Here is a 23,003-nt window from a genome sequence, read left to right on the forward strand (position 1 = left end):
ATGACTTTTTGCTTCCGGTCCGTGACCGCGCGGTGACCTCAGAGCGCGGCGGCGCCGTGCTCCCGGAGGGTCTGGTCGTACTGCTGGAGGACCCACAGTTCGTTCTGTACGGCCGCGAGCTCGGCCGGGTCGCCGTGGGTGCCGAGGCGGGTGAGCCGGCCCGTGATGTCGCGGATACGGCGCTCGACGGCCCGGCGGCGGACCGTCACCAACTGGGCGCCCGCGTATACCTCGTCGGCGCCCTTCACGCCCTTGTGCAGCATGATCGCCTCGACGGCCAGCTCCGTGACCATCGCGCGGACGGCGTCGTCGGGGGCGGCCTCGCGGACCCTGACCAGGTAGTCCTGGGGGTCGGCGACGCCCGGTTCGGCGCCGCCCGCGTCATGGATGGCCTGGCGGACGGCGGCGTAGGGCGGGGCGGTGAACTCGTCCACGCCGTACGCGTCGAAGGCCGGGGAGACCAACTCGGGGCGCTGGAGGGCGAGTTTGAGGAGCTCCCGTTCGGTGGCGAAGACCGGGTTGCGGAGGTTGAGGGCCGGGCCGCGGGGGGCGGCGGGCTGGGGCGGGCCGGCGTACTGCTGCCCCTGGCGGTGGCGCTCCGGGGCGGGGCCCTTGCCGCCGCGGTCGCGGGCCCAACGGGCCAGCTGGGCCACGCGCTTGACCACGAACTGGGTGTCGAGGATGCCGAGCATGCCGGCGAGCTGGACGGCGACCTCGTGCTGGGCGCCGCTGTTCTTGATGCGGGCGACGATCGGGGCGGCCTCGTCCAGCGCGGCCGCGCGGCCCGCCGGGGTGTCGAGGTCGTAGCGGCTGACGATCTGGCGCAGCGCGAACTCGAAGAGCGGGGTGCGGGGTTCGACGAGGTCGGCGACGGCCTCGTCGCCCTTGGCGAGGCGCAGGTCGCAGGGGTCCATGCCGTCCGGCGCGATGGCGATGTACGTCTCGGCGGCGAACTTCTGGTCGTCCTCGAAGGCGCGCAGGGCGGCCTTCTGGCCGGCGGCGTCGCCGTCGAAGGTGAAGATGACGCGGGCCGAGCCGTTGTCCATGAGCAGCCGGCGGAGGATCTTGATGTGGTCGCCGCCGAAGGCGGTGCCGCAGGTGGCGATGGCGGTCGTCACACCGGCGAGATGGCAGGCCATGACGTCCGTGTAGCCCTCGACGACGACCGCGCGGGACGCCTTGGCGATGTCCTTCTTCGCCAGGTCGATGCCGTAGAGGACCTGGGACTTCTTGTAGATCGCCGTGTCGGGCGTGTTCAGGTACTTCGGGCCGTTGTCCGCCTCGTAGAGCTTGCGGGCGCCGAAGCCGACGACGTCGCCGCCGATGTCGCGGATGGGCCACATCAGACGGCCGCGGAAGCGGTCGATGGGGCCGCGGCGGCCCTCCTGGGAGAGGCCGGAGAGGACCAGCTCCTTGTCGGTGAAGCCCTTGCCGCGCAGGAAGCGCGTGAGGTGGTCCCAGCCCTGCGGGCTGTAGCCGACGGAGAAGTGCTGGGCGGCGGCCTGGTCGAAGCCGCGCTCGGCGAGGAACTGGCGGCCGGTGTCGGCCTCCGGGCTGGTCGCGAGCTGCTCCACGTACCAGTCGGCGGCGATCTTGTGGGCCTCGACCAGGCGGATCCGCTCGCCGCGCTGGTGGGAGGGGTTGTAGCCGCCCTCCTCGTAGCGCAGGGTGATGCCCGCCTGGCCGGCCAGGCGCTCGACCGCCTCCGAGAAGGTGAGGTGGTCGATCTTCATCACGAACGTGATGGTGTCGCCGCCCTCCTGGCAGCCGAAGCAGTGGAAGAACCCCTTGCTCGGGCTGACCTGGAAGGACGGCGACTTCTCGTCGTGGAAGGGGCAGAGACCCTTGAGGTTCCCGCCGCCCGCGTTGCGCAGCTGGAGGTACTCGGACACCACGGCGTCGATCGGGACCGCGTCCCGTACCGCCTTCACGTCCTCGTCGTTGATCCGTCCTGCCACGAGGTGAGTCTACGGGGCCGAACTGACACTCCTGAGGCCAGACGGCTTTCCGGCCGGGAGTCCGGGGGTTGCCCCCCGGGAATTGCAGCACGGTGGCGGACCGACACTCCTGACAGCCCCGGCGGCTATGCGGCGAGGCTGTCCAGCGGCACGTGCGGGTCAGCCAGGGCCTCGGTGTTCACCCGGGCCCTGGAGCGGATCAGGCGCTGGATCTTGTCCGTGACGTCCCACACGTTCACGTTCATCCCGGCCAGCACCCGGCCCTCCTTCACCCAGAACGCGATGAACTCGCGCTTCCCGGCGTCCCCGCGGATCACCACCTGGTCGTAAGCGCCCGCGGGCGCCCAGCCGGAGTACTCCATGCCCAGGTCGTACTGGTCGGAGAAGAAGTACGGCACCCGGTCGTACGTCACCTCGCGGCCCAGCATGGAGCGCGCGGCCGCCGGTCCGCCGTTGAGCGCGTTGGCCCAGTGCTCGACGCGCACCCGCGTGCCGAACAGGGGGTGCGGGAAGGAGACGACGTCGCCGGCCGCGTAGACGTCCGGGTCGGAGGTGCGCAGCCGTTCGTCGACGACGATGCCGCCGCCGTGGGCCCGGTCGGCGATCTCCAGGCCGGCCGCCTCCGCCAGGTGGGTGCGCGGGGCCGCGCCGATCGCCGCCAGCACGTCGTGCGCCGGGTGCTCCTCGCCGTCGTCCGTGCGGGCCGCGAGGACCATGCCGTCCTGGCCGACGATCTCCGTCAGCCGCCTGCCGAAGTGGAAGCGCACCCCGTGCTCGCGGTGCAGCTCGGCGAAGAGCTCGCCGAGCTCCGGGCCCAGCACGCCGTGCAGCGGGGTCGGCCCGTGTTCGACGACCGTGACCTCCGCGCCGTACTCGCGGGCCGCCGCCGCGACCTCCAGGCCGATCCAGCCGGCTCCGGCGATGACGAGGTGGCCGTTGTCCCGGCCGAGGTTGGTCAGGACGTGTTTGAGGCGCTCGGCGTGGGCGAGGCGGCGCAGGTGGTGCACGCCGGCCAGGTCCGTGCCCGGGATGTCCAGGCGGCGGGGCTCGGCGCCGGTCGCCAGGAGCAGCTTGTCGTAGCGCACGACGGTGCCGTCCTCGCCGAAGCGGACCGTCTTCGCCGTACGGTCGATCGCGTCGACGGTCTGGCCGAGGTGCAGCTCGATGTCGTGGGCCGCGTACCAGGCGGGTTCGTGCACGAAGACGCTGTCGCGTTCCTCCTTGCCGAGGAGGTAGCCCTTGGACAGGGGCGGGCGCTCGTAGGGGTGGTCGCGTTCGTCGCAGATCAGTATCACGCGGCCCGTGAAGCCCTCCGCGCGGAGCGTCTCGGCCGCCTTCGCGCCGGCCAGTCCGCCTCCGACGATGACGAATGTCTGATCCGCGTCGACCACTTGATGCCTCCTCGTCAGGGTGTCGCCACTTGCGAGCGTCCCGCACGGAGCGTGATGCGGGAAGAGGGAGTGACCCGATCAGGCCACGGAGGGTCACATTCGGGGGTGCTCGCGTCCCACCCGTCGCGTCAGTCTCATCCCTGCCCCGTCAGACGGGCGTGAAGCGAACGGGCGGACGTGTCGGTGTGGGAGGCAATCTGGTCCACGATCACCCGTTTGCGCGCCCTGTCGTCCGCCGCCCGGTCGAACAGGGCGCGGAACTGCGGGTCCAGGCCGTCCGGGGCGCGGGCGGTGAGCGCCTCGGCCAGTTCGGCGACGACGATCCGCTGGTCGGCGCGCAGCCGCTCCTGCTCGGCGCGCTGTATGACGTAGAGGTCGGCGACGGCCTTGAGGACGGCGCACTCCATCCGGGTCTCGCGCGGGACGACCAGCTCGGCGGCGTACCGGGTGAGCCGCCCGGCCCCGTACGCCGTGCGGGTGGCGGTCTCGGCGGCCAGGCAGAAGCGGCCGATGAGCTGGCTGGTGGCGTCCTTCAGGCGGGCCTGGGCGACGGCGGTGCCGTCGTAGCCGTGCGGCCACCACTCCTGGGCGAGGAGCCGGTCCAGGGCCTCGGCGAGCTCGGCGGGGTCGGTGTCGGCGGGCACGTACCGGCCGCGGGCGACCTCGAAGACGTCACGGCGTTCGGGGTCGGCCTGGAGGCAGTTCGGGTCGATGTGGCCGGCGTGCAGGCCGTCCTCCACGTCGTGCACGGAGTAGGCCACGTCGTCGGACCAGTCCATGACCTGCGCCTCGAAGCAGGTGCGGGTGCCGGGGGCGTCCTTGCGGAGCCAGTCGAAGACCGGGCGGTCGTCCTCGTAGACGCCGAACTTGTTCGAAGCCGGGTCGCTGGGGTGGGCCCCGCGGGGCCAGGGGTACTTCGTGGCGGCGTCGAGGGCGGCGCGGGTGAGGTTGAGGCCGACGGAGCCCTCCGGGGTGAACCGTTTGGGCTCGATGCGGGTGAGGAGTCTGAGGGACTGGGCGTTGCCCTCGAAGCCGCCGCAGTCCGCCGCGAACTCGTTGAGGGCCTGTTCGCCGTTGTGGCCGAAGGGCGGGTGGCCGAGGTCGTGGGAGAGGCAGGCGGCTTCCACGAGGTCGGGGTCGCAGCCGAGGGCCGCGCCCAGTTCGCGGCCGACCTGGGCGCATTCGAGGGAGTGGGTGAGGCGGGTGCGGGGGCTGGCGTCCCAGGCGGGGCCCATGGTGCCGGGCGTCACGACTTGGGTCTTGCCGGCGAGTCTTCTGAGGGCGGCGGAGTGGAGGACCCTTGCCCTGTCGCGTTGGAAGGCTGTGCGGCCGGGGCGTTTGTCGGGTTCCGGGGCCCAGCGGTCGACTGACGTCGGGTCGTAGGCCGTGGGGTCTTGTGCGGTGCCTGCCATGTGTCGACAGTACGGGCATGGGTGTGCTGTACGCCGTCGCGTGTGCCGAGTCCGGCGGTGTGGCGTCTGCGGGCTCGGTGTGGCTTGTCGCGCAGTTCCCCGCGCCCCTTTTCAGGGCCTGTTCCCGCTCCCGGGTATCAGGCTGAGGCCAGTTGCCTGAAGGCCGCCTTCGCCAACGCCTCCTCGTAGCGGTGGAGGAGGAGCTGGGCCATCGACGGGTGGGTGCCCAGGGGGGCTGCCGCTATCCAGGGGGCCTTCTGGGCGCACTCCGTGGCGAAGCGGCCCGGGGCCGTGAAGTAGGACGCGAGGGCGATGTGGCGGCGGCCCCTTGCCAGGAGGGTGCGGACGGCGGTCTGGACCGTGGGGGTCGCGGCCGAGGCGTAGGCCGGGACGACGGGGACGCCGAGGCGGGCCGCGAGGAGGTGGGCCGTGCGGGCGGTGTCCGTCTTCGCGTCCGGGTCGCGGGAGCCCGCCGCGGCGAGGACCACCGCACTGGTGCGGTGAGGTGTCCCGCCCCAGCCGGCCTCCGTCAGGCGGGCCTGGAGGGCGTCGACGAGGAGCGGGTGGGGCCCGAGGGGGGCCGCCAGGTGGGTGTGCGCCCGGGAGGCCGCGGCCATCTCGGGGATGTCCTGCTTGACGTGGTAGCCGCGGCTGAGGAGGAGGGGGACGAGGACCGCCTCCGTGTCGCCCAGGGCGGCGAGCGTGTCGGGGAGCAGGGGGGCGTTGAGTTCGATGTGGCCCAGGTGCACCGGCACGTCGGGGCGCAGGGCCCGGACCCGGTCGAGGAGCGCGCTCACGGTGCTCAGCGCGCGGGGGTCGCGGCTGCCGTGCGCCACGACCACGAGGGCGGGCGCGGCGGGGCGACGCGGGGCGGGCGGCGGGACGAGGCTGAGCTGACTGGGCATGCACCGATGGTCGCGGCGTCACGTTGCCTTCCCGTTGCATGGGCGTCACGGGTGTTTTCCAGCGGTTCACGATGTGGGGCAGGGGGTGTGTGAGGAGGCTTGACCTGCGGTTTCCGTACATCGAGTGAAGTTGGTCACGCGACCGCGGACGAACCGGGCGGCCCGGGAGGACGTCCTTGACTGTCGAGGGGCCGACCTGGGGAGGGACCGTCCGATGCGTCGTGTGACGTTGCGCGGACCGCGGCTGCCGCGTACCCGGCGGGGGCAGCGGCGGCTGGTGCAGGCCGTGATGGCCGGGTGCGTGCTCGCGCTGCTCCCGGCGACCTGGATGTACACCGTGGCGGGTGACCGGCTGCGTACGACGGCGGATGTGCCGCGAACCGAGGTGGCCGTGGTGTTCGGTGCCGGGCTGTGGGAGGGGGAACCCTCGCCGTATCTCGCGCACCGGCTGGACGCGGCCGCGAAGCTCTACCGGGAGGGGCGGGTGGAGGTGGTGCTCGTCACCGGGGACAACAGCCGTGAGGACTACGACGAGCCGGACGCGATGCGCGTGTACCTGACCCGGCACGGGGTGCCCGACGGGCGGATCGTCAGCGACTACGCGGGGTTCGACACCTGGGACTCGTGCGTGCGCGCGAAGAAGATCTTCGGGGTGGACCGGGCCGTGCTGATCAGTCAGGGCTTCCACATCCGGCGGGCGGTGGCGCTGTGCGAGGCGGCGGGGGTCGCGTCGTACGGGGTCGGGGTGGACGCCGTGCACGACGCGACCTGGTACTACGGGGGCACCCGGGAGATCTTCGCCGCCGGGAAGGCCGCGCTGGACGCGGTGTTCCGGCCGGATCCGCGGTTCCTCGGGCCGCGGGAGCCGGGTGTGGAGAGGGCCTTGGCGTCGGCCGAAGACCCTCTCGGTTGACCGGCTGACCGGTTGACCGGCTGACCGGCTGACCGGTTGATCGGTTGATCGGTTGGCCGGTTGACCCGCTGGCCGGTTGGCCGGTTGGCCGGTTGGCCGGTTGACCCGTCGGCCGTCAGCGTCCGTGGAAGCGCGGGGGGCGCTTCTCCAGGAACGCCGTCATCCCCTCCTTCTGGTCGTCGGTGGCGAACAGGGCGTGGAAGACACGGCGTTCGAAGCGGATGCCGTCGCGCAGGCCGGATTCCAGGGCCATCTCGACGCACTCACGGGCCGCTCTGACCGCGGCGCGGCCGTAGGAGGCGATCGCCGCCGCCGCTTCGAGGGCCTCGGGCAGGACGCGGTCGTCCGGGACCACGCGGGAGACGAGACCGCAGCGTCCAGCCTCCCGTGCGTCCATGGTGCGGCCGGTGAGGACCAGGTCCATGGCAGTGGCCCGGCCGACGAGCCGGGTCAGCCGCTGGGTGCCGCCGATGCCGGGGATCACGCCCAGTTTGATCTCGGGCTGGCCGAAGATCGCCGACTCCCCCGCGACGACCAGGTCGCACATCATCGCCAGTTCGCAACCGCCGCCCAGGGCATGGCCGTTGACGGCCGCGATCTTCGGGGTGCGGAGATCCGCGAACTCCTCCCAGGCGGCGAAGTAGTCCTCGGCCGCCATGTCGACGGCCGACTTCCCCGCCATCTCCTTGATGTCGGCGCCCGCCGCGAAGACCGTGTCCGAGCCGGTGACGACGAAGCAGCCGACCCCGGGGTCCGCGTCCAACGGGCGCAGGGCGTCGAGGAGTTCGGACAGCAGCGCCGAGCTGAGCGCGTTGCGTACGTGCGGGCGGTGCAGCCGTACGGTCACCACCCGGCCGTCCCGCTCCAGCTTCAGGTTGTTCATGGGTATCCCCTTCTACGAGTCCCAGATCGCGCCGTACGCCGGGATGCCCCGCCGCTCCAGGCCGTGGACCACCTGCCAGGTCAGCTTCTTGTTGGAGATGCAGATGACCGCCTCGGCGCCGAAGTCCCGGCAGGCCTCGTGGGCGAGGCGCACCATGTCGGGCTTGCCGTGCCGGGAGGTGTCCCAGATCAGGGCGTGCGGCTGGACGGCGAGGATCTCGTCGACCAGGGCGTCGCCGTAGGTCGTGCGGGGGTCGCGGGTCGCCCAGACGAGCCGGGAGGGCACCTGGGCGGCGAGCAGATGGGGCAGGCAGGGGCCGATGCCGCTGCCGGTGGCGACGTAGACCACCTTGGTGAACAGGACCTCGATGTTGGCGACGCCGGCCGTGGTGATGCCCTTGACCCACACCTGCCGGGGCAGGTCGTCGATGAAGGAGCCGGTCCAGTCGCCGGCCCGGGAGATCGTGAGCCGGAAGCCGGACTCGCCGGGGGCGGGGACGTTGGCGAAGGAGTGCCATTCCGTCAGCGGGCTGCGGCTGATCGCGGTGGACGAGCCCGCGAAGGGGGTCTCGCCGTGGTCGAAGCGGGCCAGGACGACGTGGGAGGAGGGGCGTTCGAGGCGGACGTCCACCTTGCGCAGCCGCAGCCAGGGCAGGGCGACGCTGAAGGTGACCACCGCGAGGGTGCCGACCTCCCAGGGGCCCGGCGACGCCAGCAGCGTGTGCGTCCAGAACAGGGCCAGGGCCGTCCAGCCGCCGAAGCGGTGGATCTTCTCGAAGTGGTCGTGGTGGCGGGAGCGGAAAGGCGGCAGGGCGGTGGCGATGATCAGGACGAGGAGGGCGATCAGGGCCCAGCCGACGGCCCTGAGGGGACCGCTGGGTGTCGTGATCGTCAGCGCCAGGAACCAGGCCGTGCCCGCCAGCGCCCCGCCGACGTGCAGTCCGCCGAAGTGGTACACCTTGCCGAGCGTCCAGCGGACCCGCAGCGGCCAGCTGGTCGGCGCCGAAGTCGCCAGGCGGAACAGCAGGTTGACGACGTACTGCTGGCGCACGACGACGGCGAGGGCGAGGTTGGCGAGGGCCGCGTGCCCGAGGGTGGGCGCCGTCAGCGGCCAGGCGGTCGCCGCGAAGACCGCGTTGGCCAGCAGGACCAGGGCGGCCAGTCGGTTGTAGTGCATCAGGCGGGGGTGTTTGAGCAGGCGGCGCGGGCCGGACAGGAGCGGCGGGAGTCCGCCGGTGGCCTGCTGGCTCCGGGGCGGGGACGTGGTCATCGGGCCACCGCCACGCGCTCCTCGATCATGTGCAGCAGCGCCTGTTTGTCGACCTTGCCGCGGTCGGTCTCGGGGAGGAAGGCCAGCGGCAGGACCTGCTCGGGGACGCAGTAGTACGGCAGGGCGTCCGCGACCGCCCGGCGGGCGGCGTCCGGGTCGACGTCCGCCGGGCAGACGAAGGAGACCAGGGTGCGGGCGTCGCTTCTCAGGGTGACGGCGCGGGTGCAGCCGGCGGCCGACTCCAGGACCGAGGAGACGGAGTCCAGCTCGACGCGGAAGCCGCGCACCTTGACCTGGTCGTCGGTGCGGCCCAGGTGCTCCAGTTCGCCCCCGGGGGTCCAGCGGCCGAGGTCGCGGGTGCGGAACATGCGCCGGCCGCCGCCGAGGAACGGGTCGGGGGCGTAGCGCTCGGCGTTGAGGGCGTCGTCGCCGAGGTAGCCGGCGGAGACGCAGGCGCCGCCGGCCCACATCTCACCCACCTCGCCGATCGGCAGGGGGCGGCGGTCGGCGTCGAGGACGTAGACCGTGTTGTTGGGGGTGGGGCGGCCGATGGTGAGCAGCGGGGCTGACGGGTCGTGGCGGCTCATCGTGTTGACGATCGTCGTCTCCGTCGGGCCGCAGCAGTTGAAGAAGGCGGCCTGCCGGGCCCACCGGTCGGCCAGCGGGCGCGGGCAGGGCTCACCCGCGACGGCGACCGTGCGCACCCGCGGGCAGGCGGCCGGGTCGAGGCCGGACAGCACGGTCGGGGTCGCGACGAGCACGTCCGCCGTGCGGGCCGCCGCGGCGAGGTCCTTGCCCCGGATGACGAGCGTGCCGCCGTGGGCGAGGCAGCCGAGGATCTCCCAGGCGGCCATGTCGAAGGCGATGTTGAGGAGCTGGGCGACGCGGTCGCCGGGGCGGACGCCGAGGCCGCCCGGGGCGGTGAGCAGGAGGTTGGCGACGTTGCGGTGGGTGACCTTCACTCCGTTGGGGCGTCCGGTGGTGCCGGAGGTGAACAGGACGTAGGCGCCGTCGTCGCCGGTGACGCGGACGCGCGGGGCCGGGGCGTACGGCAGCGGCTCGTCGAGCGGGAGCAGCAGATGGCAGTCCGGCAGGGGCACGCGGTGGGCGTGCTCGGCGACCGTGAGGACGACCCGGGTGCGGGCGGTGCGGATGACGTGGGTGAGCTGGGCCGGGGGTGCGAGGCCGATGTCCTGCGGGACGTAGGCGGCGCCGGCCTTCAGGATGCCGAGCAGGCCGACCAGCATCGGGATCGAGCGGCGGACGAACAGGCCGACGTGGTCGCCGGGGCGTACGCCCTCGCGGACCAGGCGGGCGGCGAGGGCACCGGCGTACCGGTCGAGCTCGCCGTACGTGATGCGGGCGCCCTGGTGTTCGGCGGCGACGGCGTGCGGGGTGGCCAGGGCGTGCCGGGCGACGGCGTGGTGCAGGAGGGGGTCGGGGACGGGGACGGTGGGGCCCCGTCCGTACTGCCGGAAGAGCTGCTGGTCATGGGGGGTCAAGTGGCGCAGAGGCATGGTCGGGTGGCCTCCTGGCTGTTTCGAGGTCGGATGGCCACCCGCGGCGGGGCCGCGGGTGGATGCAGCCGTGAGCGGCGGGCATGCCCGGGTGTCGAACGCCGTGCGGAGTCGTGCGAGCGCTGCGCGTAGCGAGAGCGTAGTGCGGCTGCTTCAACTCTCAACGAGGCCGGATCGGCCAAGAAAGGAACGCAATGAGCCACATGTGGCGATTCTCGTCCCACGGGCAACGTCCGTGCCGGTCGGCGGCAACCTGAAGGAGGGCGGGCCTGTCTCTGACCAGGGCGGGGGGCTGCTGCCTCACGCGGGAGGGCCGGCGGTGGGGAGGTTGCCGTCCCGGCCGCGTAACAGGGAACCGGCCCGGGCGTAACACGGCCGACGCACGCTGAACGGTATGCAGAGCACCGTGACGCCCACGCACTGCCCGTACTGCGCCCTGCAGTGCGGGATGAACCTGACTCCCGCGCCGGACGGGACCGTCGAGGTGAGCGAGCGCCCGGACTTCCCCGTGAACCGTGGCGCCCTGTGCGGCAAGGGCCGGACGGCCGCGGCGGTGCTCGCGCCCGGCGTGCGGCTGACCTCCCCGTTGGTGCGCGACGAGAGCGGCACGCTGGTGCCCGCCTCCTGGGAGGAGGCGCTGGACCGGATCGCCGAGGGGCTGGGACGCACACGCGCGGAGTACGGGCCGGACGCGCTCGGGGTGTTCGGCGGGGGCGGGCTGACGAACGAGAAGGCGTACACGCTCGGCAAGTTCGCGCGCGTCGTGCTCGGCACGTCCCAGATCGACTACAACGGCCGCTTCTGCATGTCGTCGGCGGCGGCCGCCGGCATCAAGGCGTTCGGTCTCGACCGGGGGCTGCCGTTCCCGCTGGAGGACATCCCGAAGTCCGGCTGCGTGATCCTCGTCGGGTCGAACCTCGCGGAGACCATGCCGCCGTCGCTGCGGTTCTTCACCGAGCTGCGGGAGAACGGCGGCACGCTGATCGTCATCGACCCGCGCCGCACGAAGACCGCCGAGCAGGCGGACCTGCACCTGGCGCCCCGGCCGGGCACGGACCTGGCCCTCGCCCTGGGCCTGCTGCACCTGGTGATCGCCGAGGGCCGGGTGGACGAGGAGTACGTCCGCGAGCGCACGGCCGGCTGGGAGGACGCCCGGGCGGCGGCGATGGCGCACTGGCCGGAGTACGTGGAGCGGATCACGGGGGTGTCCGTTCCTCAACTGCGGGAGACCGTACGGCTGTTCTGTGAGCCGGAGTCGGCGATGGTGCTCACCGCGCGCGGGCCCGAGCAGCAGTCCAAGGGCACCGACACGGTGGGCGCGTGGATCAACCTGTGCCTGGCGACCGGCCGGGCGGGCCGCCCGCTGTCCGGGTACGGCTGCCTGACCGGGCAGGGCAACGGGCAGGGCGGGCGTGAACACGGGCAGAAGGCCGACCAGTTGCCGGGCTACCGCAAGCTGGACGACCCGGCCGCGCGGGCGCATGTCGCCGAGGTGTGGGGAGTCGACCCGGACAGCCTGCCCGGGCCGGGGCGCAGTGCGTACGAGCTGCTGGACGCGCTGGGCAGCGACATCAGATCGCTGCTGCTGATGGCGTCCAACCCGGTGGTGTCGGCGCCGCGTGCCGCGCACGTCGAGGAGCGCATCAGGTCACTGGACTTCCTGGCGGTCTGCGACGTGGTGCTGTCGGAGACGGCGGAGCTCGCGGACGTGGTCCTGCCGGTCACCCAGTGGGCCGAGGAGACGGGCACGACGACGAACCTGGAGGGCAGGGTGCTGCTGCGGCGCCGGGCGGTCACCCCGCCGGACGGCATCCGCAGCGACCTGGAGGTGCTGCACGAACTGGCCGCCCGCCTGGGCGTGGAGAAGGGCTTCCCGACGGACCCGGAGGAGGTCTTCGAGGAGCTGCGCCGGGCGTCGGCGGGCGGGGCGGCGGACTACTCGGGGATCACCTACCGGCGGCTGGCGGAGGGGAACGGGGTGTTCTGGCCCTGTCCGGCGGAAGAGGCGGAAGGGCCGGAAGGGGTGGAGGCGGAAGCGGAAGGGCCGGAAGGGGTGGAGGCTCCGGGGGGCCGTTCCTTCGTGACGACGGGGTCAGGGGTTGCGGCGCCCGGCCTGCCCGGGCGGCCCGCGCCGGGAGAACCGGCCGGGTCCGACGACGCGGCGGCCGGCCCCGGCACGCAAGGGCGCGCCCCGGGCCGCCCGGCCGTCGCGACGGACGGACCGGCAGGGATCCACCCCGGCACGCCCCGCCTGTTTCTCGACCGTTTCGCCACCCCCGACGGCCGCGCCCGCTTCGTCCCCGTCTCGCACCGCGCGATCGCCGAGGAACCGGACGACGAGTACCCGGTGCTGCTGACCACCGGGCGGGTCGTGGCGCAGTACCAGTCCGGGGCGCAGACCCGGCGGGTGGCGGAGCTGAACACCGCCGCGCCCGGGCCCTTCGTGGAGCTGCACCCGAGGCTGGCCGCCCGGCTGGGGGCGGCCGAGGGCGACCCGGTGGCCGTCGTGTCACGGCGGGGCCGGGCCGTGGCGCCCGCGAGGATCACGGACGCCATCCGGCCCGACACCGTCTTCATGCCCTTCCACTGGCCGGGCGAGGGCCGCGCCAACACCCTCACCAACCCCGCGCTCGACCCGACCTCCCGGATGCCGGAGTTCAAGGCGTGCGCGGTGCGGCTGGAGACCGTCGAGGGGTAGGGCGACAGACACCGGGGATCAGCTCACGGCGACGGCCTTCCACGCCGCCGCGACCGCCTTCTGCTCGGTGCTGTCGCCGCCGTAGAGGTCCTTCGCCGCGCTCAGGGTCGCCGTGCGCGCGTCCGCGTAGGTCGTCGAGGACGTCATGTAGACCGTCAGCGCGCGATACCAGATCTTGCCCAGCTTGGCCCGGCCGATGCCGGTCACCGTGGAGCCGTCGCAGGTCGGGGAGTTGTAGGCGACGCCGTTGAGGGTCTTGCCGCCGCTGCCCTCCGCGAGCAGGTAGGCGAAGTGGTTGCCGACGCCGGAGGAGTAGTGCACGTCGAGGTCGCCGAGCTTCGCGTTCCAGCAGTCCGCCGACTTGCCGTCCTTGGACGGCTTGTCCATGAAGCGCAGGGCCTCGCGGCCGAGGCCGGAGCGGACGACCTTCTCGCCGATGAGCCAGTCGCCCCGGTCCTCGGCGTTGGCCGCGTGGAACTCCACCAGCGTCCCGAAGATGTCCGACGTGGCCTCGTTCAGGCCGCCGGACTCGCCCGAGTACGTCAGCGCCGCCGTCTTCGACGTCACGCCGTGGGACATCTCGTGCCCGGCGACGTCCAGCGACACCAGCGGGCCCATCAGCTTGCCGTCGCCGTCGCCGTACGTCATGCAGAAGCAGTTGTCGTCCCAGAAGGCGTTGTTGTAGTCCTTGCCGTAGTGGACGCGGTTGAAGGAGCCCTTGCCGTCGCCGGCGATGCCGTTACGGCCGTGGACCTTCTTGTAGTAGTCCCAGGTGACGTCCGTGCCGTACTGGGCGTCCACCGCCACCGTGGACCGGTCGGCCGACGCGCCCGTCCCCCACTGGTTGTCGGCGTCCGTGAAGAGCGTCGCGGGGGCGCGGGTCAGGCAGACGGTCAGCAGGCACTTGTCCGTCTTGTTCTCGGCGTCTCCGGTGTACGTGCCGCCGCGCGTCGCGTCCTTGAGCTGGTACGACGAGCCGGCCGCCGTCGTCTCCAGTGGAACCGTGCCGCCGTAGAGGGACTTGCCGTCGCCCGACGCCGACTCCATGGAGTCCCAGGCGTCGATCCGGGCGCCGGTCCTCGCGTCGGTCAGGACCGTGCGCCCGACGGGGTTGCCGATCTCGTCGTGGGCCACCGCGTCGGTCTGCCAGGCCAGCTTCGGGGCGCCGTGCAGGGCGTCGACGACCAGGCGCGGCTTGGCGGTCAGCCTCTTCAGGGTCTCGCCGAGGTGGGCCGCGCGCAGCAGGTTCGCCGCGAGGTCGGCGGCCTTGGGGGCGGTCACCTTCGGGGTGACGCTCGCGAGGGAGAGCGCGGACTTCGTCGCACGGCTCGTGCCGCGGTAGGTGCCGTCCGGGTTCAGGTGGAGGACGAAGTCCCCGCCGAGGACCGGGAGCCGGTGGTAGGCGCGGTCGTAGCGGACGTGCCGGGTGCCGTCATCGTCGACGACGACGTCCCGGACCTTCGTCTCCTGGGCCGAGGTGAGGCCCAGGGCTCCGGCCCGGTCCGCGAGCACCGCCTCCGCGTCCTCGATCGCGGCCGACCTGGTCGGCCGGTCCGCCGCGCCGGCGGCCGGGGAGAGGACGGCGGCCAGCAGGGCGGTGGTGCCGGTGACGGCCACACCGGCGAGGGCGAGACGGGAACCGCGGACATGACGTATCCGACTCATCGGTCTCCTCATACGGGCGCACCCGGTCGCGTGGGGTCGACCGGGGGCGGCGTTGATGTTGACCGCGAGTTAAGGCGGCGCGGACATGGCATGTCCATAGCCCCGATGTGGAGGTGTGTGAGGGTGCAGAATCGTTCCTGTGACCCTCCCTTTCTTCGTCTACGGCACCCTCCGTCCCGGGGAGGTCAACCACGGCCTCTTCCTGCGCGGCCGCACCCGTTCCGAGGAGCCGGGCAGGCTCGCGGACGCGGTGCTGTACGAGGGACCGGGCTATCCGTACGCGGTCGAGGAGCCGGGCGGCGGCGTGGTCGGCGGGGAACTCGTCACCGCGCTGCCGGAGGCGTACGAGGGGCTGCTCGCCGAGCTGGACCGGCTGGAGGAGTACGCGCCGGGGGATCCGCGCAGTCTGTACGTGCGCGTCGAGCGGCAGGTCGTACGGGAGGCCGACGGGGCGGCCGTGCCGGCCTGGGTGTACCTGGCCGCGCCCGCCGTCGCCGCGCGGCTGCGGGCCCGGGGGCGGGCGATCGCGGGCGGGGACTGGCGGGCGCGGGTGTGAGAGGCGAGGTGTGAGAGGGGTGTCGACGCGGGTTCAGCCCCCGTACGGCCGGTTCACCCGGGCCTCCCGCAACGCGCGTCCCCACCACACCAGTTGGTCGAGCATGGTCTTCGCCGCCGCGTCCGGGCCGGACGGGTCGCGCAGGGCGCCCCGGTCGTCGAACGAGGCACCGGCGTGGTGGAAGGAGACGGTGTCGCGGACCGTCACGGCATGGAGCTCCGCGAAGACCTGACGCAGGTGCTCCACCGCGCGCAGGCCGCCGGACAGGCCGCCGTAGGAGACCAGGCCGACGGGCTTGGCCTGCCATTCCGTGAAGTGCCAGTCGACGAGGTTCTTCAGGCCCGCCGGGAAGGAGTGGTTGTACTCGGGGGTGAGCACCACGAAGGCGTCCGCGCGGGCCAGCTTCGGGGTGATGCCGGACAGCGCGGCGGTCGCCTCCGGGGTCGGTTCGAGGGACATGGGCAGGGCGGCCTCGGCGACGTCCACGACCTCGGCGACCAGGTCGGCACGGTCCCGGATGCGGTCGAGGAGCCAGTCCGCGACGACGGGGCCGAAGCGTCCGTGCCGGTTGCTGCCCATGACGAGGGTCAGGCGGAGGGGGTCGGTCGAGGACTGCTGACGGGCAGCCTTGTCCGTCGCGGTCTGCTGACGGGCGGGCGGTTCGGTGGTGGTCGTGTTCATGCGGCACAGCCTCGTACCTCAACCATCCTTGAGGTCAAGCGGCGACGCGTGAACCCGGGTCACCCGTTCACACGCGCACCCCGCGCATTTCCGCACCCCGCTCACCGAACGCCCGTGACCTGCCGAAACGACCGCGCGGAGCCAGCGGTTCACCTCCCCCTGACACCCATTCACCCCAATTCTGACGCTCCCTCAGCAAGCGCGTCGGTGCCGCTGCCCGTTACCTCGGAAGGGCAGGCGCACGACCGACCCGCTCGAAGGGGGAGCACCGATGCGACGTACCGCCCGGCCGCTGACCGGCATCGCGCTCGCCGTCGCCGCCGCGGCTCTCGCCGCCGCCCCCGCGTACGGCGCGTCCGCCGGTGGCCTGGACGTGTCCCCCGCCTCGGTCGTGCCCGGCGGTCAGGTCACGGTGCGCACGGCGGCCTGCGGCGACGGCGGCTCGGCGACGGGTGACGCCAGCGCGGTCGGGGCCGGTTCCCTGAGCCTGGCGCCGGACGCGCACGGGCAGGACGCGACCGGGCGGTTCAGGGTGCCGCCGAGCGCGCAGCCGGGGACGTACGAGATCACCGCCACCTGCGGCGGCAGCGGCCGGCGGACCACCGGGGACCTGGTGGTCACGCTGACGTCGATGCGCGGGCAGGTGCATCCACGGGGGAGCGTGAAGACGGGGGTCGGCGGCGCACTGGGCCCCGACCCCGTGCAGACCGCGGCCGGTGTGGCGGCCCTCGCCGTCGCCGCCGCGGGCGGTACCTGGCTCCTGCATCGCCGGGCGAGAGGCGACGGGATCTGACGGACACCCTCCGCTGTCCGTCGCCGGTACCGCATGTCCCCTCCCCCTCCGGGTCCGACGCCCCTCGCGGCCCGGAGGGGGGTACGGGGCCGAAGCTCAGAAAGGGGTGGGTGTGCGCAGGTTCCCCAGGGTCGGCAGCGGCCTCCGCGATCCCGCGAACGCGGCCATGGCGGCCGTCACGGTGTTCGCCCTGTGCTCGGGGGTGTGGCTGCTGCGCGACGGTGCCGGAACGCACGCCCCGCCGCAGCCCTCCGCCGCGCAGGCCCGGGCCGGGCTGGACGGCCGGGTCGGCGAGCGGCCCGCCGTGCCCGCGCTGCCGCCCTCGCCGCCCGACCGCATCCGCATCCCGGCGATCCGGGTGAACGCCCCGCTGACCGGGCTCGGCCTGACGAGGACCGGCAGCCTCGACGTACCGCCCGCGGCGGACGAGAACCTGGCCGGCTGGTACGAGGCCGGCACCACCCCCGGTGAGCCGGGCACGGCGATCGTCGCCGGCCACGTCGACAACGCCGACGGCCCCGCCGTCTTCTACGACCTCGGCGCCCTGGCCCGGGGCAGCACCATCGAGGTGGACCGGCGGGACGGCGGCGTCGCGGTGTTCACCGTGGACGCCGTCGAGGTGTACGCCGCGAAGGACTTCCCCGACGAGAAGGTCTACGGCGCCGCCCGCCGCCCCGAACTGCGGGTCATCACCTGCGGCGGCGGGTTCTCACGCGGCACCGGGTACCAGGGGAACGTCGTCGTCTTCGCGCACCTCACCGGCAGTCGGTGACCCGCCCAGGACAGGGGCCCGCCCCCAGGCTCCCAGCGGCTCCAGCGCGTCGTTCAGGTTGCTGACGCCGTACATGGAGCTCATGGAGCGGTGGCTCGCCCTGGGGCACGGCGGCGAGGACGGCACGGGGACGGTCGCGCTGCTGGACGGGCGGGGGCGCTAGGCCAGCCACTGTTCGTACGCCAGGTTCCCCACCAGGGCGAAGACGACCGTCAGCAGCACGACGCGGACGAAGCCGCTGCCCTGCTTGAGGGCGGTGTGGGCGCCGAGGGTGCCGCCCGCCAGGTTGAAGACGGCCATCAGGGCGGCCAGCTGCCAGAGGACCGCGCCTTGCCAGGCGAAGGTGGCGAGGGCGCCCGCGTTGGTACAGCAGTTGACGATCTTGGCGGTGGCGGAGGCCGTGACGAGGTCGAGGTGGAGGATCGCGGTGAGCGCGAGGACCAGGAACGTGCCGGTGCCGGGGCCGATGAGTCCGTCGTAGAAGCCGATGCCGAGTCCGGCCAGGCCGATCGCCGCGAGGATCCGACGGGGGGTGGCCGGGCCGGTCGCGGGGGCCGTGCCGAAGGCGGGCCGCAGGATCACGAAGGCGGCGACCCCCAGCAGCACCACCATGATCACCGGCTTGAGGACGTCGGTGCTCATCCCGGCCGCGAAGAACGCCCCGGCCGAGGATCCGGCGAGGGCGGCCAGCCCGATGCGGACGGCGGTGCGGACGTCCACGGGAGCCTTGCGGGCGTACGTCACGGCCGCGCCGGTGGTGCCGACGATGGCGACGGCCTTGTTGGTACCGAGCGCGTGCGCGGCGGGTGTGTGCGCCGGCAGCCCGAGCAGCAGCACGGGCAGCAGCAGGAGGCCGCCCCCGCCGACCACGGCATCGATCCAGCCGGCGGCGAGGGCCGCGACGCAGAGCAGGACGATCATGGTCAGCGATATGTCGGGCATGATCGCGACCCTATGCGAGGCCGGTACGCCGCCTCTGCGACGCCCCTCACAGCCCGCCGTCGCCTCGCTGCGGGATCCGTCACAGCTCAGCGTCGCCGGGTCGCGGGATCCGTCGCAGCCCGCCGTCGCCGTACCTCAGCCCCCCTCATAGCCCGCCGCCCCCGTGCCGCGGAACCCCTCACAGCCCGCCGTCGCCGCACCTCAAGACGCCTCACAGCCCGCCGTCCCCGCACCTCAGGAAGCCTCACAGCCCGCCGTCGCCGCACCTCAGGAAGCCTCACACCCGGCGCCCCCGCCTGCTGAGGGCAGCGTTCCCCGCGGGAAACAGAGGTGATGCTGCCGGGTAACACCGGCACCGCACGCTCAAGGACATGACCTCGAATAAGCGTGTGGTGGTGATCGGCACCGGCCTCGCGGGCGTACGGCTCGCCCGGCGGCTCGGTGAGCTCGGCACGCCCGCGCTGCTGATCGGCGAGGAGGAACACCGGCCCTACAACCGGGTGCTGCTCGCCGAGGTGCTGGCCGGACGGTACAGCCCCGAGGTCATCGCCCTGCCCTCGCCCGCGGCACTGACCCGCGGCCGGGTCACCGGCATCGACCGCGAGGCGCGGACCGTGCGGTGCGCGGACGGCTCGGTGATCGCATACGACACGCTCGTCCTGGCCACCGGATCCAACCCCGTGCTGCCACCCCTGCGCGGTCTGTTCACCGAGAACCACCAACTGCCCGAGGGTGTGCACGCGTTCCGCACCATGGACGACTGCCTGGGGCTGTCCAAGGCGGTCCGGCCGGGCTCGAAGGCGGTCGTGATCGGCGGCGGGCTCCTCGGAGTCTCCGCCGCCCGCGCCCTCGCGCTGCGCGGCGCCCAGGTCGTGCTCGCCCAGCAGTCCGAGCGGCTGATGGAGCGCCAGCTCGACCCGGCCGCCTCGAAGCTGATCCGGCGTCACCTCACTGACCTCGGCGTCGAGGTGCACACCCACCTGCGCGTCCGCGACGTGCGCTGCGTCGGCGGTGCGGTCCGCTCGGTGGAGATGGCCGACGGATACGCCCTCGACGCCGACCTCGTGGTCCTGGCCTGCGGGGTCCACCCGCGGGTGAGTCTGGCGCAGGCGGCCGGCCTCGAGGTGCGCAAGGGCATCGTCGTCGACGACGAGCTGCGCACCTCCGACCCGCACATCCACGCCCTCGGGGACTGCGTCCAGCACCACGGCACGGTGTACGGCCTCGCCACTCCGGCGCTCGAACAGGCCGACGCGCTCGCCGAGTTGCTGGCCGGTGATCCCACCGCCCGGTACACCGGTACGCGTTCCCTGACGCGGCTCACGCTCAACGGGCACGACAGCCCCTTCGACCTCGCCGCGTTCGGCGAGACCGAGGCCCTCCCGGGCGACGACGTCGTCCAGCTCGCCGACGCGACCCGCGGCACCTACCGCAAGGTCGTCGTCCGCGACGACCGCCTGGTCGGCGGGGTCCTCGTCGGCGAACTCGGCACCGTCGGCGCGCTCGCCCGCGCCTGGGAGGGAGCAGAGCCGCTCCCCTCCGACGGCGGCCCGCTGCTCCACCTGCTCACCAACGATGGAGGCTCCTGATGACCGCCACCCCGGAGGCCACGGAGGCCACCCCCACGATCGTGCTCGTCGGACACGGCATGGTCGGCCAGCGCTTCCTCGAAGCGCTCGCCGAGCGCGGCCTGACCGCCACGCACCGCGTGGTCGTGCTCTGCGAGGAGCCGCGCCCGGCCTACGACCGCGTCGCCCTCACCTCGTACTTCTCGGGGAAGACCCCCGAGGACCTCTCCATGACGGACATGGAGTTCATCGCCACGCACGGCATCGAGCTGTACGTCGGCGACCCGGCCGAGACCGTCGACCGTGAGGCGAGGAAGGTCACGGCCCGCTCGGGCCAGGTCTTCGACTACGACACCCTCGTGCTCGCCACCGGCTCCTACCCCTTCGTCCCGCCGGTCCCGGGCAAGGACGCCGAGGGCTGTTTCGTCTACCGCACGATCGAGGACCTCCTCGCGATCGAGGAGTACGCGAAGGCGAAGGCCAAGGTGGGAGCCGTGGTCGGCGGCGGTCTGCTCGGCCTGGAGGCCGCCGGGGCGCTGAAGGGCCTCGGACTCACCTCGCACATCGTGGAGTTCGCGCCCCGGCTGATGCCCGTCCAGGTGGACGACGGCGGCGGTGCCGCGCTGCTGCGCACCATCGAGGAGATGGGCCTGAGCGTCCACACGGGCGTGGGCACGCAGGAGATCCTGGTCGATGCCGAGGGCGCCGTCACCGGCATGAAGCTCTCCGACGGTTCCGAACTCGCCGCCGACATGGTGGTGTTCTCCGCCGGTGTGCGCCCCCGCGACCAGCTGGCCCGCGACTGCGGTCTGACGGTCGGGGAGCGCGGCGGCATCACCGTCGACGAGCAGTGCCGTACGGTCGCCGACCCCCACGTCTTCGCGATCGGCGAGTGCGCGCTGGCCTCCGACGGCCGGGTGTACGGCCTGGTGGCCCCGGGCTACGAGCAGGCCGAGACGGCCGCGGCCACGATCGCCTCGGACGAGGCGTCCTTCCTCGGCGCCGACCTCTCCACCAAGCTGAAGCTGCTCGGCGTGGACGTGGCGTCCTTCGGTGACGCGCACGGCACCGCCGAGGACTGCCTGGACGTCGTCTACTCCGACTCCCGCGCGGGCCTGTACAAGAAGCTGGTCATCGGCCGGGACGGCACGCTGCTCGGCGGCATCCTGGTCGGCGACGCGGAGGCGTACGGCACGCTGAAGGCGTTCACCGGCTCGGTCCCGCCGGTCTCGCCCGAGTCACTGGTGCTGCCCGCCGGGGCCGGGGAGTCCGTGCAGCTCGGCCCGTCCGCGCTGCCGGACGAGGCAATCGTCTGCTCCTGCCACAACGTCTCCAAGGGCACGATCCGCGGCGCGGTCACCGACCACCAGTGCACGACCGTGCCCGAGGTGAAGAAGTGCACCAAGGCCGGCACCGGCTGCGGCTCCTGCGTCAAGGTCCTCGGCCAGCTGGTCAACGCCGAGCTGGAGGCGAGCGGCGTCGAGGTCGACAAGGGCCTGTGCGGCTGCTTCGGGCAGACCCGCGAGGAGCTCTACGAGATCGTCCACGCCCTGCGCATCACCACCTACCAGGACCTGCTGGACCGGCACGGCCGCGAGGAGGCCCGGGGCGGTGACGGCTGCGAGGTCTGCAAGCCGGCCGTGGGCTCGATCATCGCCTCCCTCGCCCCGACGATCGGCGCGAGCGGCTACGTCCTGGACGGCGAGCAGGCGGCCCTTCAGGACACCAACGACCACTTCCTGGCCAACCTGCAGAAGAACGGCTCGTACTCGGTCGTGCCGCGCATCCCCGGCGGCGAGATCGCCCCGGAGAAGCTGATCGTGATCGGCGAGATCGCCCGCGACTTCGGCCTCTACACGAAGATCACCGGCGGTCAGCGGATCGACATGTTCGGTGCCCGCGTCGAGCAACTGCCCCTGATCTGGGCCCGGCTGGTGGACGCCGGCTTCGAGTCCGGCCACGCCTACGGCAAGTCGCTGCGCACGGTGAAGTCCTGTGTGGGCCAGACCTGGTGCCGCTACGGCGTGCAGGACTCGGTGAAGATGGCGATCGACCTGGAGCTGCGCTACCGGGGTCTGCGCTCGCCGCACAAGCTCAAGTCGGCGGTCTCCGGCTGCCAGCGCGAGTGCGCGGAGGCCCAGTCGAAGGACTTCGGCGTGATCGCCACGGCCAACGGCTGGAACCTCTACGTCGGCGGCAACGGCGGCGCCACGCCCCGCCACGCGGACCTGCTCGCGCAGGACCTGTCGGACGCCGAACTGGTCCGGCTGATCGACCGGTTCCTGATGTTCTACATCCGTACGGCCGACCGCCTGGAGCGCACCTCCACCTGGCTGGAGCGGATCCCCGGCGGCCTCGACCACGTGCGGGACGTCGTCGTCCACGACTCGCTCGGCATCTGCGACGAGCTGGAGCAGCTGATGCGGGCACATGTCGCGCACTACCGCGACGAGTGGTCCGAGACCATCAACGACCCCGAGAAGCTCGCCCGGTTCGTGTCCTTCGTGAACGCCCCGGACACCCCGGACCCCGTCGTCGCCTTCGTGCCCGAGCGCGACCAGATGAAGCCCGACCTGCCGCTGCTGTCCATCGGCATGCGACCCGCCGCTGACGTACTGGAAGGAAGCGCCCAGCGATGACCCTGGCACTCGAGACCACCGACCTCAAGATCGAACTCGCCCTGGACGACGACTGGTTCACGGTCTGCGACCTGACGGCGCTGCTGCCGGGCCGCGGGGTGGCCGCACTGCTGCCGGACGGCCGGCAGGCCGCGATCTTCCGCGACCGCTCCGGCGACCTCTTCGCCATCGACAACCGCGACCCCTTCACCGGCGCGGCCGTCCTTTCCCGAGGCCTCACGGGCACCCACCAGGGCCGCCCCTTCGTCGCCTCCCCCCTGCTGAAGCAGCGCTTCGACCTGACGTCGGGCGAGTGCCTGGACGACGAGACGGTCCGGGTGACCGCTTACAAGGTGCGGACGGCGTAGCCGGAGGGCCGGAGCAGTTTCGGAACCGCAGCACGCTGCGGCTGATCCGGCCCCCGGCACGAACGCGGTGGCGTGCAGGCCTGCTCGGGCGTGC

Annotated in this window: 18 protein-coding genes; 8 read left to right on the top strand and 10 right to left on the bottom strand. The window is 72.9% G+C overall.

Translation table 11 applies throughout. The features are described 5' to 3' along the window. Positions 1-38: 38 nt before the first annotated feature. From dnaG to QOL88_RS12365, 4 genes are all read right to left on the bottom strand, one after another. On the bottom strand, positions 39-1,958 hold the full coding sequence (dnaG, locus tag QOL88_RS12350; protein ID WP_097216474.1) for a DNA primase: 1,920 nt from the start codon (positions 1,956-1,958) through the stop codon (positions 39-41). A gap of 125 nt (positions 1,959-2,083) precedes the next feature. Further along, positions 2,084-3,349 carry an NAD(P)/FAD-dependent oxidoreductase gene (locus QOL88_RS12355; RefSeq protein ID WP_097216475.1) on the bottom strand — a complete coding sequence of 422 codons (1,266 nt, stop codon included), beginning with the start codon at positions 3,347-3,349 and terminating at the stop codon, positions 2,084-2,086. Positions 3,350-3,483: 134 nt separating this feature from the next. After that, positions 3,484-4,761 (bottom strand): deoxyguanosinetriphosphate triphosphohydrolase, encoded by a 1,278-nt coding sequence (locus QOL88_RS12360; protein ID WP_097216476.1) that lies wholly within the window; start codon positions 4,759-4,761, stop codon positions 3,484-3,486. A gap of 137 nt (positions 4,762-4,898) precedes the next feature. Continuing rightward, positions 4,899-5,666 carry a sirohydrochlorin chelatase gene (locus QOL88_RS12365; RefSeq protein ID WP_097216477.1) on the bottom strand — a complete coding sequence of 256 codons (768 nt, stop codon included), beginning with the start codon at positions 5,664-5,666 and terminating at the stop codon, positions 4,899-4,901. A 214-nt stretch (positions 5,667-5,880) separates the two neighbouring features. On the opposite strand from QOL88_RS12365, the gene QOL88_RS12370 reads away from it, so the two are divergent. Beyond that, entirely contained in the window at positions 5,881-6,579 is a 699-nt protein-coding gene (locus tag QOL88_RS12370; protein WP_097216478.1) for a SanA/YdcF family protein, read from the top strand. Positions 6,580-6,694: 115 nt separating this feature from the next. Here the strand turns inward: QOL88_RS12370 and QOL88_RS12375 are convergent, their stop codons facing one another. From QOL88_RS12375 to QOL88_RS12385, 3 genes are read right to left on the bottom strand one after another with little or no spacing between them, the layout of a single operon-like run. Further along, positions 6,695-7,462 carry an enoyl-CoA hydratase-related protein gene (locus QOL88_RS12375; RefSeq protein WP_097216479.1) on the bottom strand — a complete coding sequence of 256 codons (768 nt, stop codon included), beginning with the start codon at positions 7,460-7,462 and terminating at the stop codon, positions 6,695-6,697. 12 nt (positions 7,463-7,474) lie between these two features. Next, positions 7,475-8,731 (bottom strand): FNR domain-containing protein, encoded by a 1,257-nt coding sequence (locus QOL88_RS12380; RefSeq protein WP_097216480.1) that lies wholly within the window; start codon positions 8,729-8,731, stop codon positions 7,475-7,477. Next, on the bottom strand, positions 8,728-10,248 hold the full coding sequence (locus QOL88_RS12385) for an amino acid adenylation domain-containing protein (protein ID WP_097216481.1): 1,521 nt from the start codon (positions 10,246-10,248) through the stop codon (positions 8,728-8,730). Before QOL88_RS12385 ends, QOL88_RS12380 begins: the two co-directional genes overlap by 4 nt. Before the next feature lie 394 nt (positions 10,249-10,642). On the opposite strand from QOL88_RS12385, the gene QOL88_RS12390 reads away from it, so the two are divergent. Next, positions 10,643-12,946: a molybdopterin oxidoreductase family protein gene (locus tag QOL88_RS12390; RefSeq protein WP_097216482.1), complete on the top strand. Its 2,304-nt coding sequence runs from the start codon at positions 10,643-10,645 to the stop codon at positions 12,944-12,946. Positions 12,947-12,964: 18 nt separating this feature from the next. On the opposite strand, the gene QOL88_RS12395 is transcribed toward QOL88_RS12390, so the two are convergent. Further along, positions 12,965-14,611, bottom strand: coding sequence for a M4 family metallopeptidase (locus QOL88_RS12395; RefSeq protein WP_097216483.1), 1,647 nt, complete (start codon positions 14,609-14,611; stop codon positions 12,965-12,967). 139 nt (positions 14,612-14,750) lie between these two features. On the opposite strand from QOL88_RS12395, the gene QOL88_RS12400 reads away from it, so the two are divergent. After that, the gene (locus QOL88_RS12400) at positions 14,751-15,167 is read left to right on the top strand and encodes a gamma-glutamylcyclotransferase family protein (protein WP_097216484.1); all 417 of its coding nucleotides are present in this window, start codon (positions 14,751-14,753) and stop codon (positions 15,165-15,167) included. Between the two features lie 33 nt (positions 15,168-15,200). Here the strand turns inward: QOL88_RS12400 and QOL88_RS12405 are convergent, their stop codons facing one another. Then, the gene (locus QOL88_RS12405; RefSeq protein WP_097216485.1) at positions 15,201-15,848 is read right to left on the bottom strand and encodes an NADPH-dependent FMN reductase; all 648 of its coding nucleotides are present in this window, start codon (positions 15,846-15,848) and stop codon (positions 15,201-15,203) included. 271 nt (positions 15,849-16,119) lie between these two features. Between QOL88_RS12405 and QOL88_RS12410 the strand changes: the two genes are divergently transcribed. Continuing rightward, the gene (locus QOL88_RS12410; protein ID WP_097216486.1) at positions 16,120-16,641 is read left to right on the top strand and encodes a GVDTG sorting domain-containing protein; all 522 of its coding nucleotides are present in this window, start codon (positions 16,120-16,122) and stop codon (positions 16,639-16,641) included. 166 nt (positions 16,642-16,807) lie between these two features. Beyond that, a complete protein-coding gene (locus tag QOL88_RS12415; RefSeq protein ID WP_097222964.1) occupies positions 16,808-17,413 on the top strand; it encodes a class F sortase in 606 nt (201 codons plus the stop codon). A gap of 159 nt (positions 17,414-17,572) precedes the next feature. On the opposite strand, the gene QOL88_RS12420 is transcribed toward QOL88_RS12415, so the two are convergent. Continuing rightward, positions 17,573-18,355, bottom strand: coding sequence for a sulfite exporter TauE/SafE family protein (locus QOL88_RS12420; RefSeq protein ID WP_097216488.1), 783 nt, complete (start codon positions 18,353-18,355; stop codon positions 17,573-17,575). A gap of 371 nt (positions 18,356-18,726) precedes the next feature. Between QOL88_RS12420 and QOL88_RS12425 the strand changes: the two genes are divergently transcribed. Genes QOL88_RS12425 through nirD form a run of 3 tightly spaced genes read left to right on the top strand, consistent with a single transcriptional unit; the run spans position 18,727 to position 22,909 of the window. Continuing rightward, positions 18,727-19,944, top strand: coding sequence for an NAD(P)/FAD-dependent oxidoreductase (locus tag QOL88_RS12425; protein WP_097216489.1), 1,218 nt, complete (start codon positions 18,727-18,729; stop codon positions 19,942-19,944). Continuing rightward, positions 19,944-22,562 (top strand): nitrite reductase large subunit NirB, encoded by a 2,619-nt coding sequence (gene nirB, locus QOL88_RS12430; RefSeq protein ID WP_283445892.1) that lies wholly within the window; start codon positions 19,944-19,946, stop codon positions 22,560-22,562. The genes QOL88_RS12425 and nirB overlap by 1 nt, the downstream gene beginning before the upstream one ends. Continuing rightward, complete coding sequence (gene nirD, locus QOL88_RS12435; protein WP_097216490.1) at positions 22,559-22,909, top strand: nitrite reductase small subunit NirD; 351 nt, start codon at positions 22,559-22,561, stop codon at positions 22,907-22,909. Before nirB ends, nirD begins: the two co-directional genes overlap by 4 nt. Positions 22,910-23,003 lie beyond the last annotated feature (94 nt).

Source organism: Streptomyces sp. Ag82_O1-12 (assembly GCF_900182715.1).
GTDB classification, from domain to species: Bacteria; Actinomycetota; Actinomycetes; order Streptomycetales; family Streptomycetaceae; genus Streptomyces; species Streptomyces massasporeus.

Excerpts from the sequence above, each read along its gene's own strand:
- QOL88_RS12360 (WP_097216476.1), bottom strand. The coding sequence starts at position 4,761 with ATGGCAGGCACCGCACAAGACCCCACGGCCTACGACCCGACGTCAGTC.
- QOL88_RS12365 (WP_097216477.1), bottom strand. The coding sequence starts at position 5,666 with ATGCCCAGTCAGCTCAGCCTCGTCCCGCCGCCCGCCCCGCGTCGCCCC.
- QOL88_RS12370 (WP_097216478.1), top strand. The coding sequence starts at position 5,881 with ATGCGTCGTGTGACGTTGCGCGGACCGCGGCTGCCGCGTACCCGGCGG.
- QOL88_RS12375 (WP_097216479.1), bottom strand. The coding sequence starts at position 7,462 with ATGAACAACCTGAAGCTGGAGCGGGACGGCCGGGTGGTGACCGTACGG.
- QOL88_RS12380 (WP_097216480.1), bottom strand. The coding sequence starts at position 8,731 with ATGACCACGTCCCCGCCCCGGAGCCAGCAGGCCACCGGCGGACTCCCG.
- QOL88_RS12385 (WP_097216481.1), bottom strand. The coding sequence starts at position 10,248 with ATGCCTCTGCGCCACTTGACCCCCCATGACCAGCAGCTCTTCCGGCAG.
- QOL88_RS12390 (WP_097216482.1), top strand. The coding sequence starts at position 10,643 with ATGCAGAGCACCGTGACGCCCACGCACTGCCCGTACTGCGCCCTGCAG.
- QOL88_RS12395 (WP_097216483.1), bottom strand. The coding sequence starts at position 14,611 with ATGAGTCGGATACGTCATGTCCGCGGTTCCCGTCTCGCCCTCGCCGGT.
- QOL88_RS12405 (WP_097216485.1), bottom strand. The coding sequence starts at position 15,848 with ATGAACACGACCACCACCGAACCGCCCGCCCGTCAGCAGACCGCGACG.
- QOL88_RS12410 (WP_097216486.1), top strand. The coding sequence starts at position 16,120 with ATGCGACGTACCGCCCGGCCGCTGACCGGCATCGCGCTCGCCGTCGCC.
- QOL88_RS12415 (WP_097222964.1), top strand. The coding sequence starts at position 16,808 with ATGGCGGCCGTCACGGTGTTCGCCCTGTGCTCGGGGGTGTGGCTGCTG.
- QOL88_RS12420 (WP_097216488.1), bottom strand. The coding sequence starts at position 18,355 with ATGCCCGACATATCGCTGACCATGATCGTCCTGCTCTGCGTCGCGGCC.
- QOL88_RS12425 (WP_097216489.1), top strand. The coding sequence starts at position 18,727 with ATGACCTCGAATAAGCGTGTGGTGGTGATCGGCACCGGCCTCGCGGGC.
- nirB (WP_283445892.1), top strand. The coding sequence starts at position 19,944 with ATGACCGCCACCCCGGAGGCCACGGAGGCCACCCCCACGATCGTGCTC.
- nirD (WP_097216490.1), top strand. The coding sequence starts at position 22,559 with ATGACCCTGGCACTCGAGACCACCGACCTCAAGATCGAACTCGCCCTG.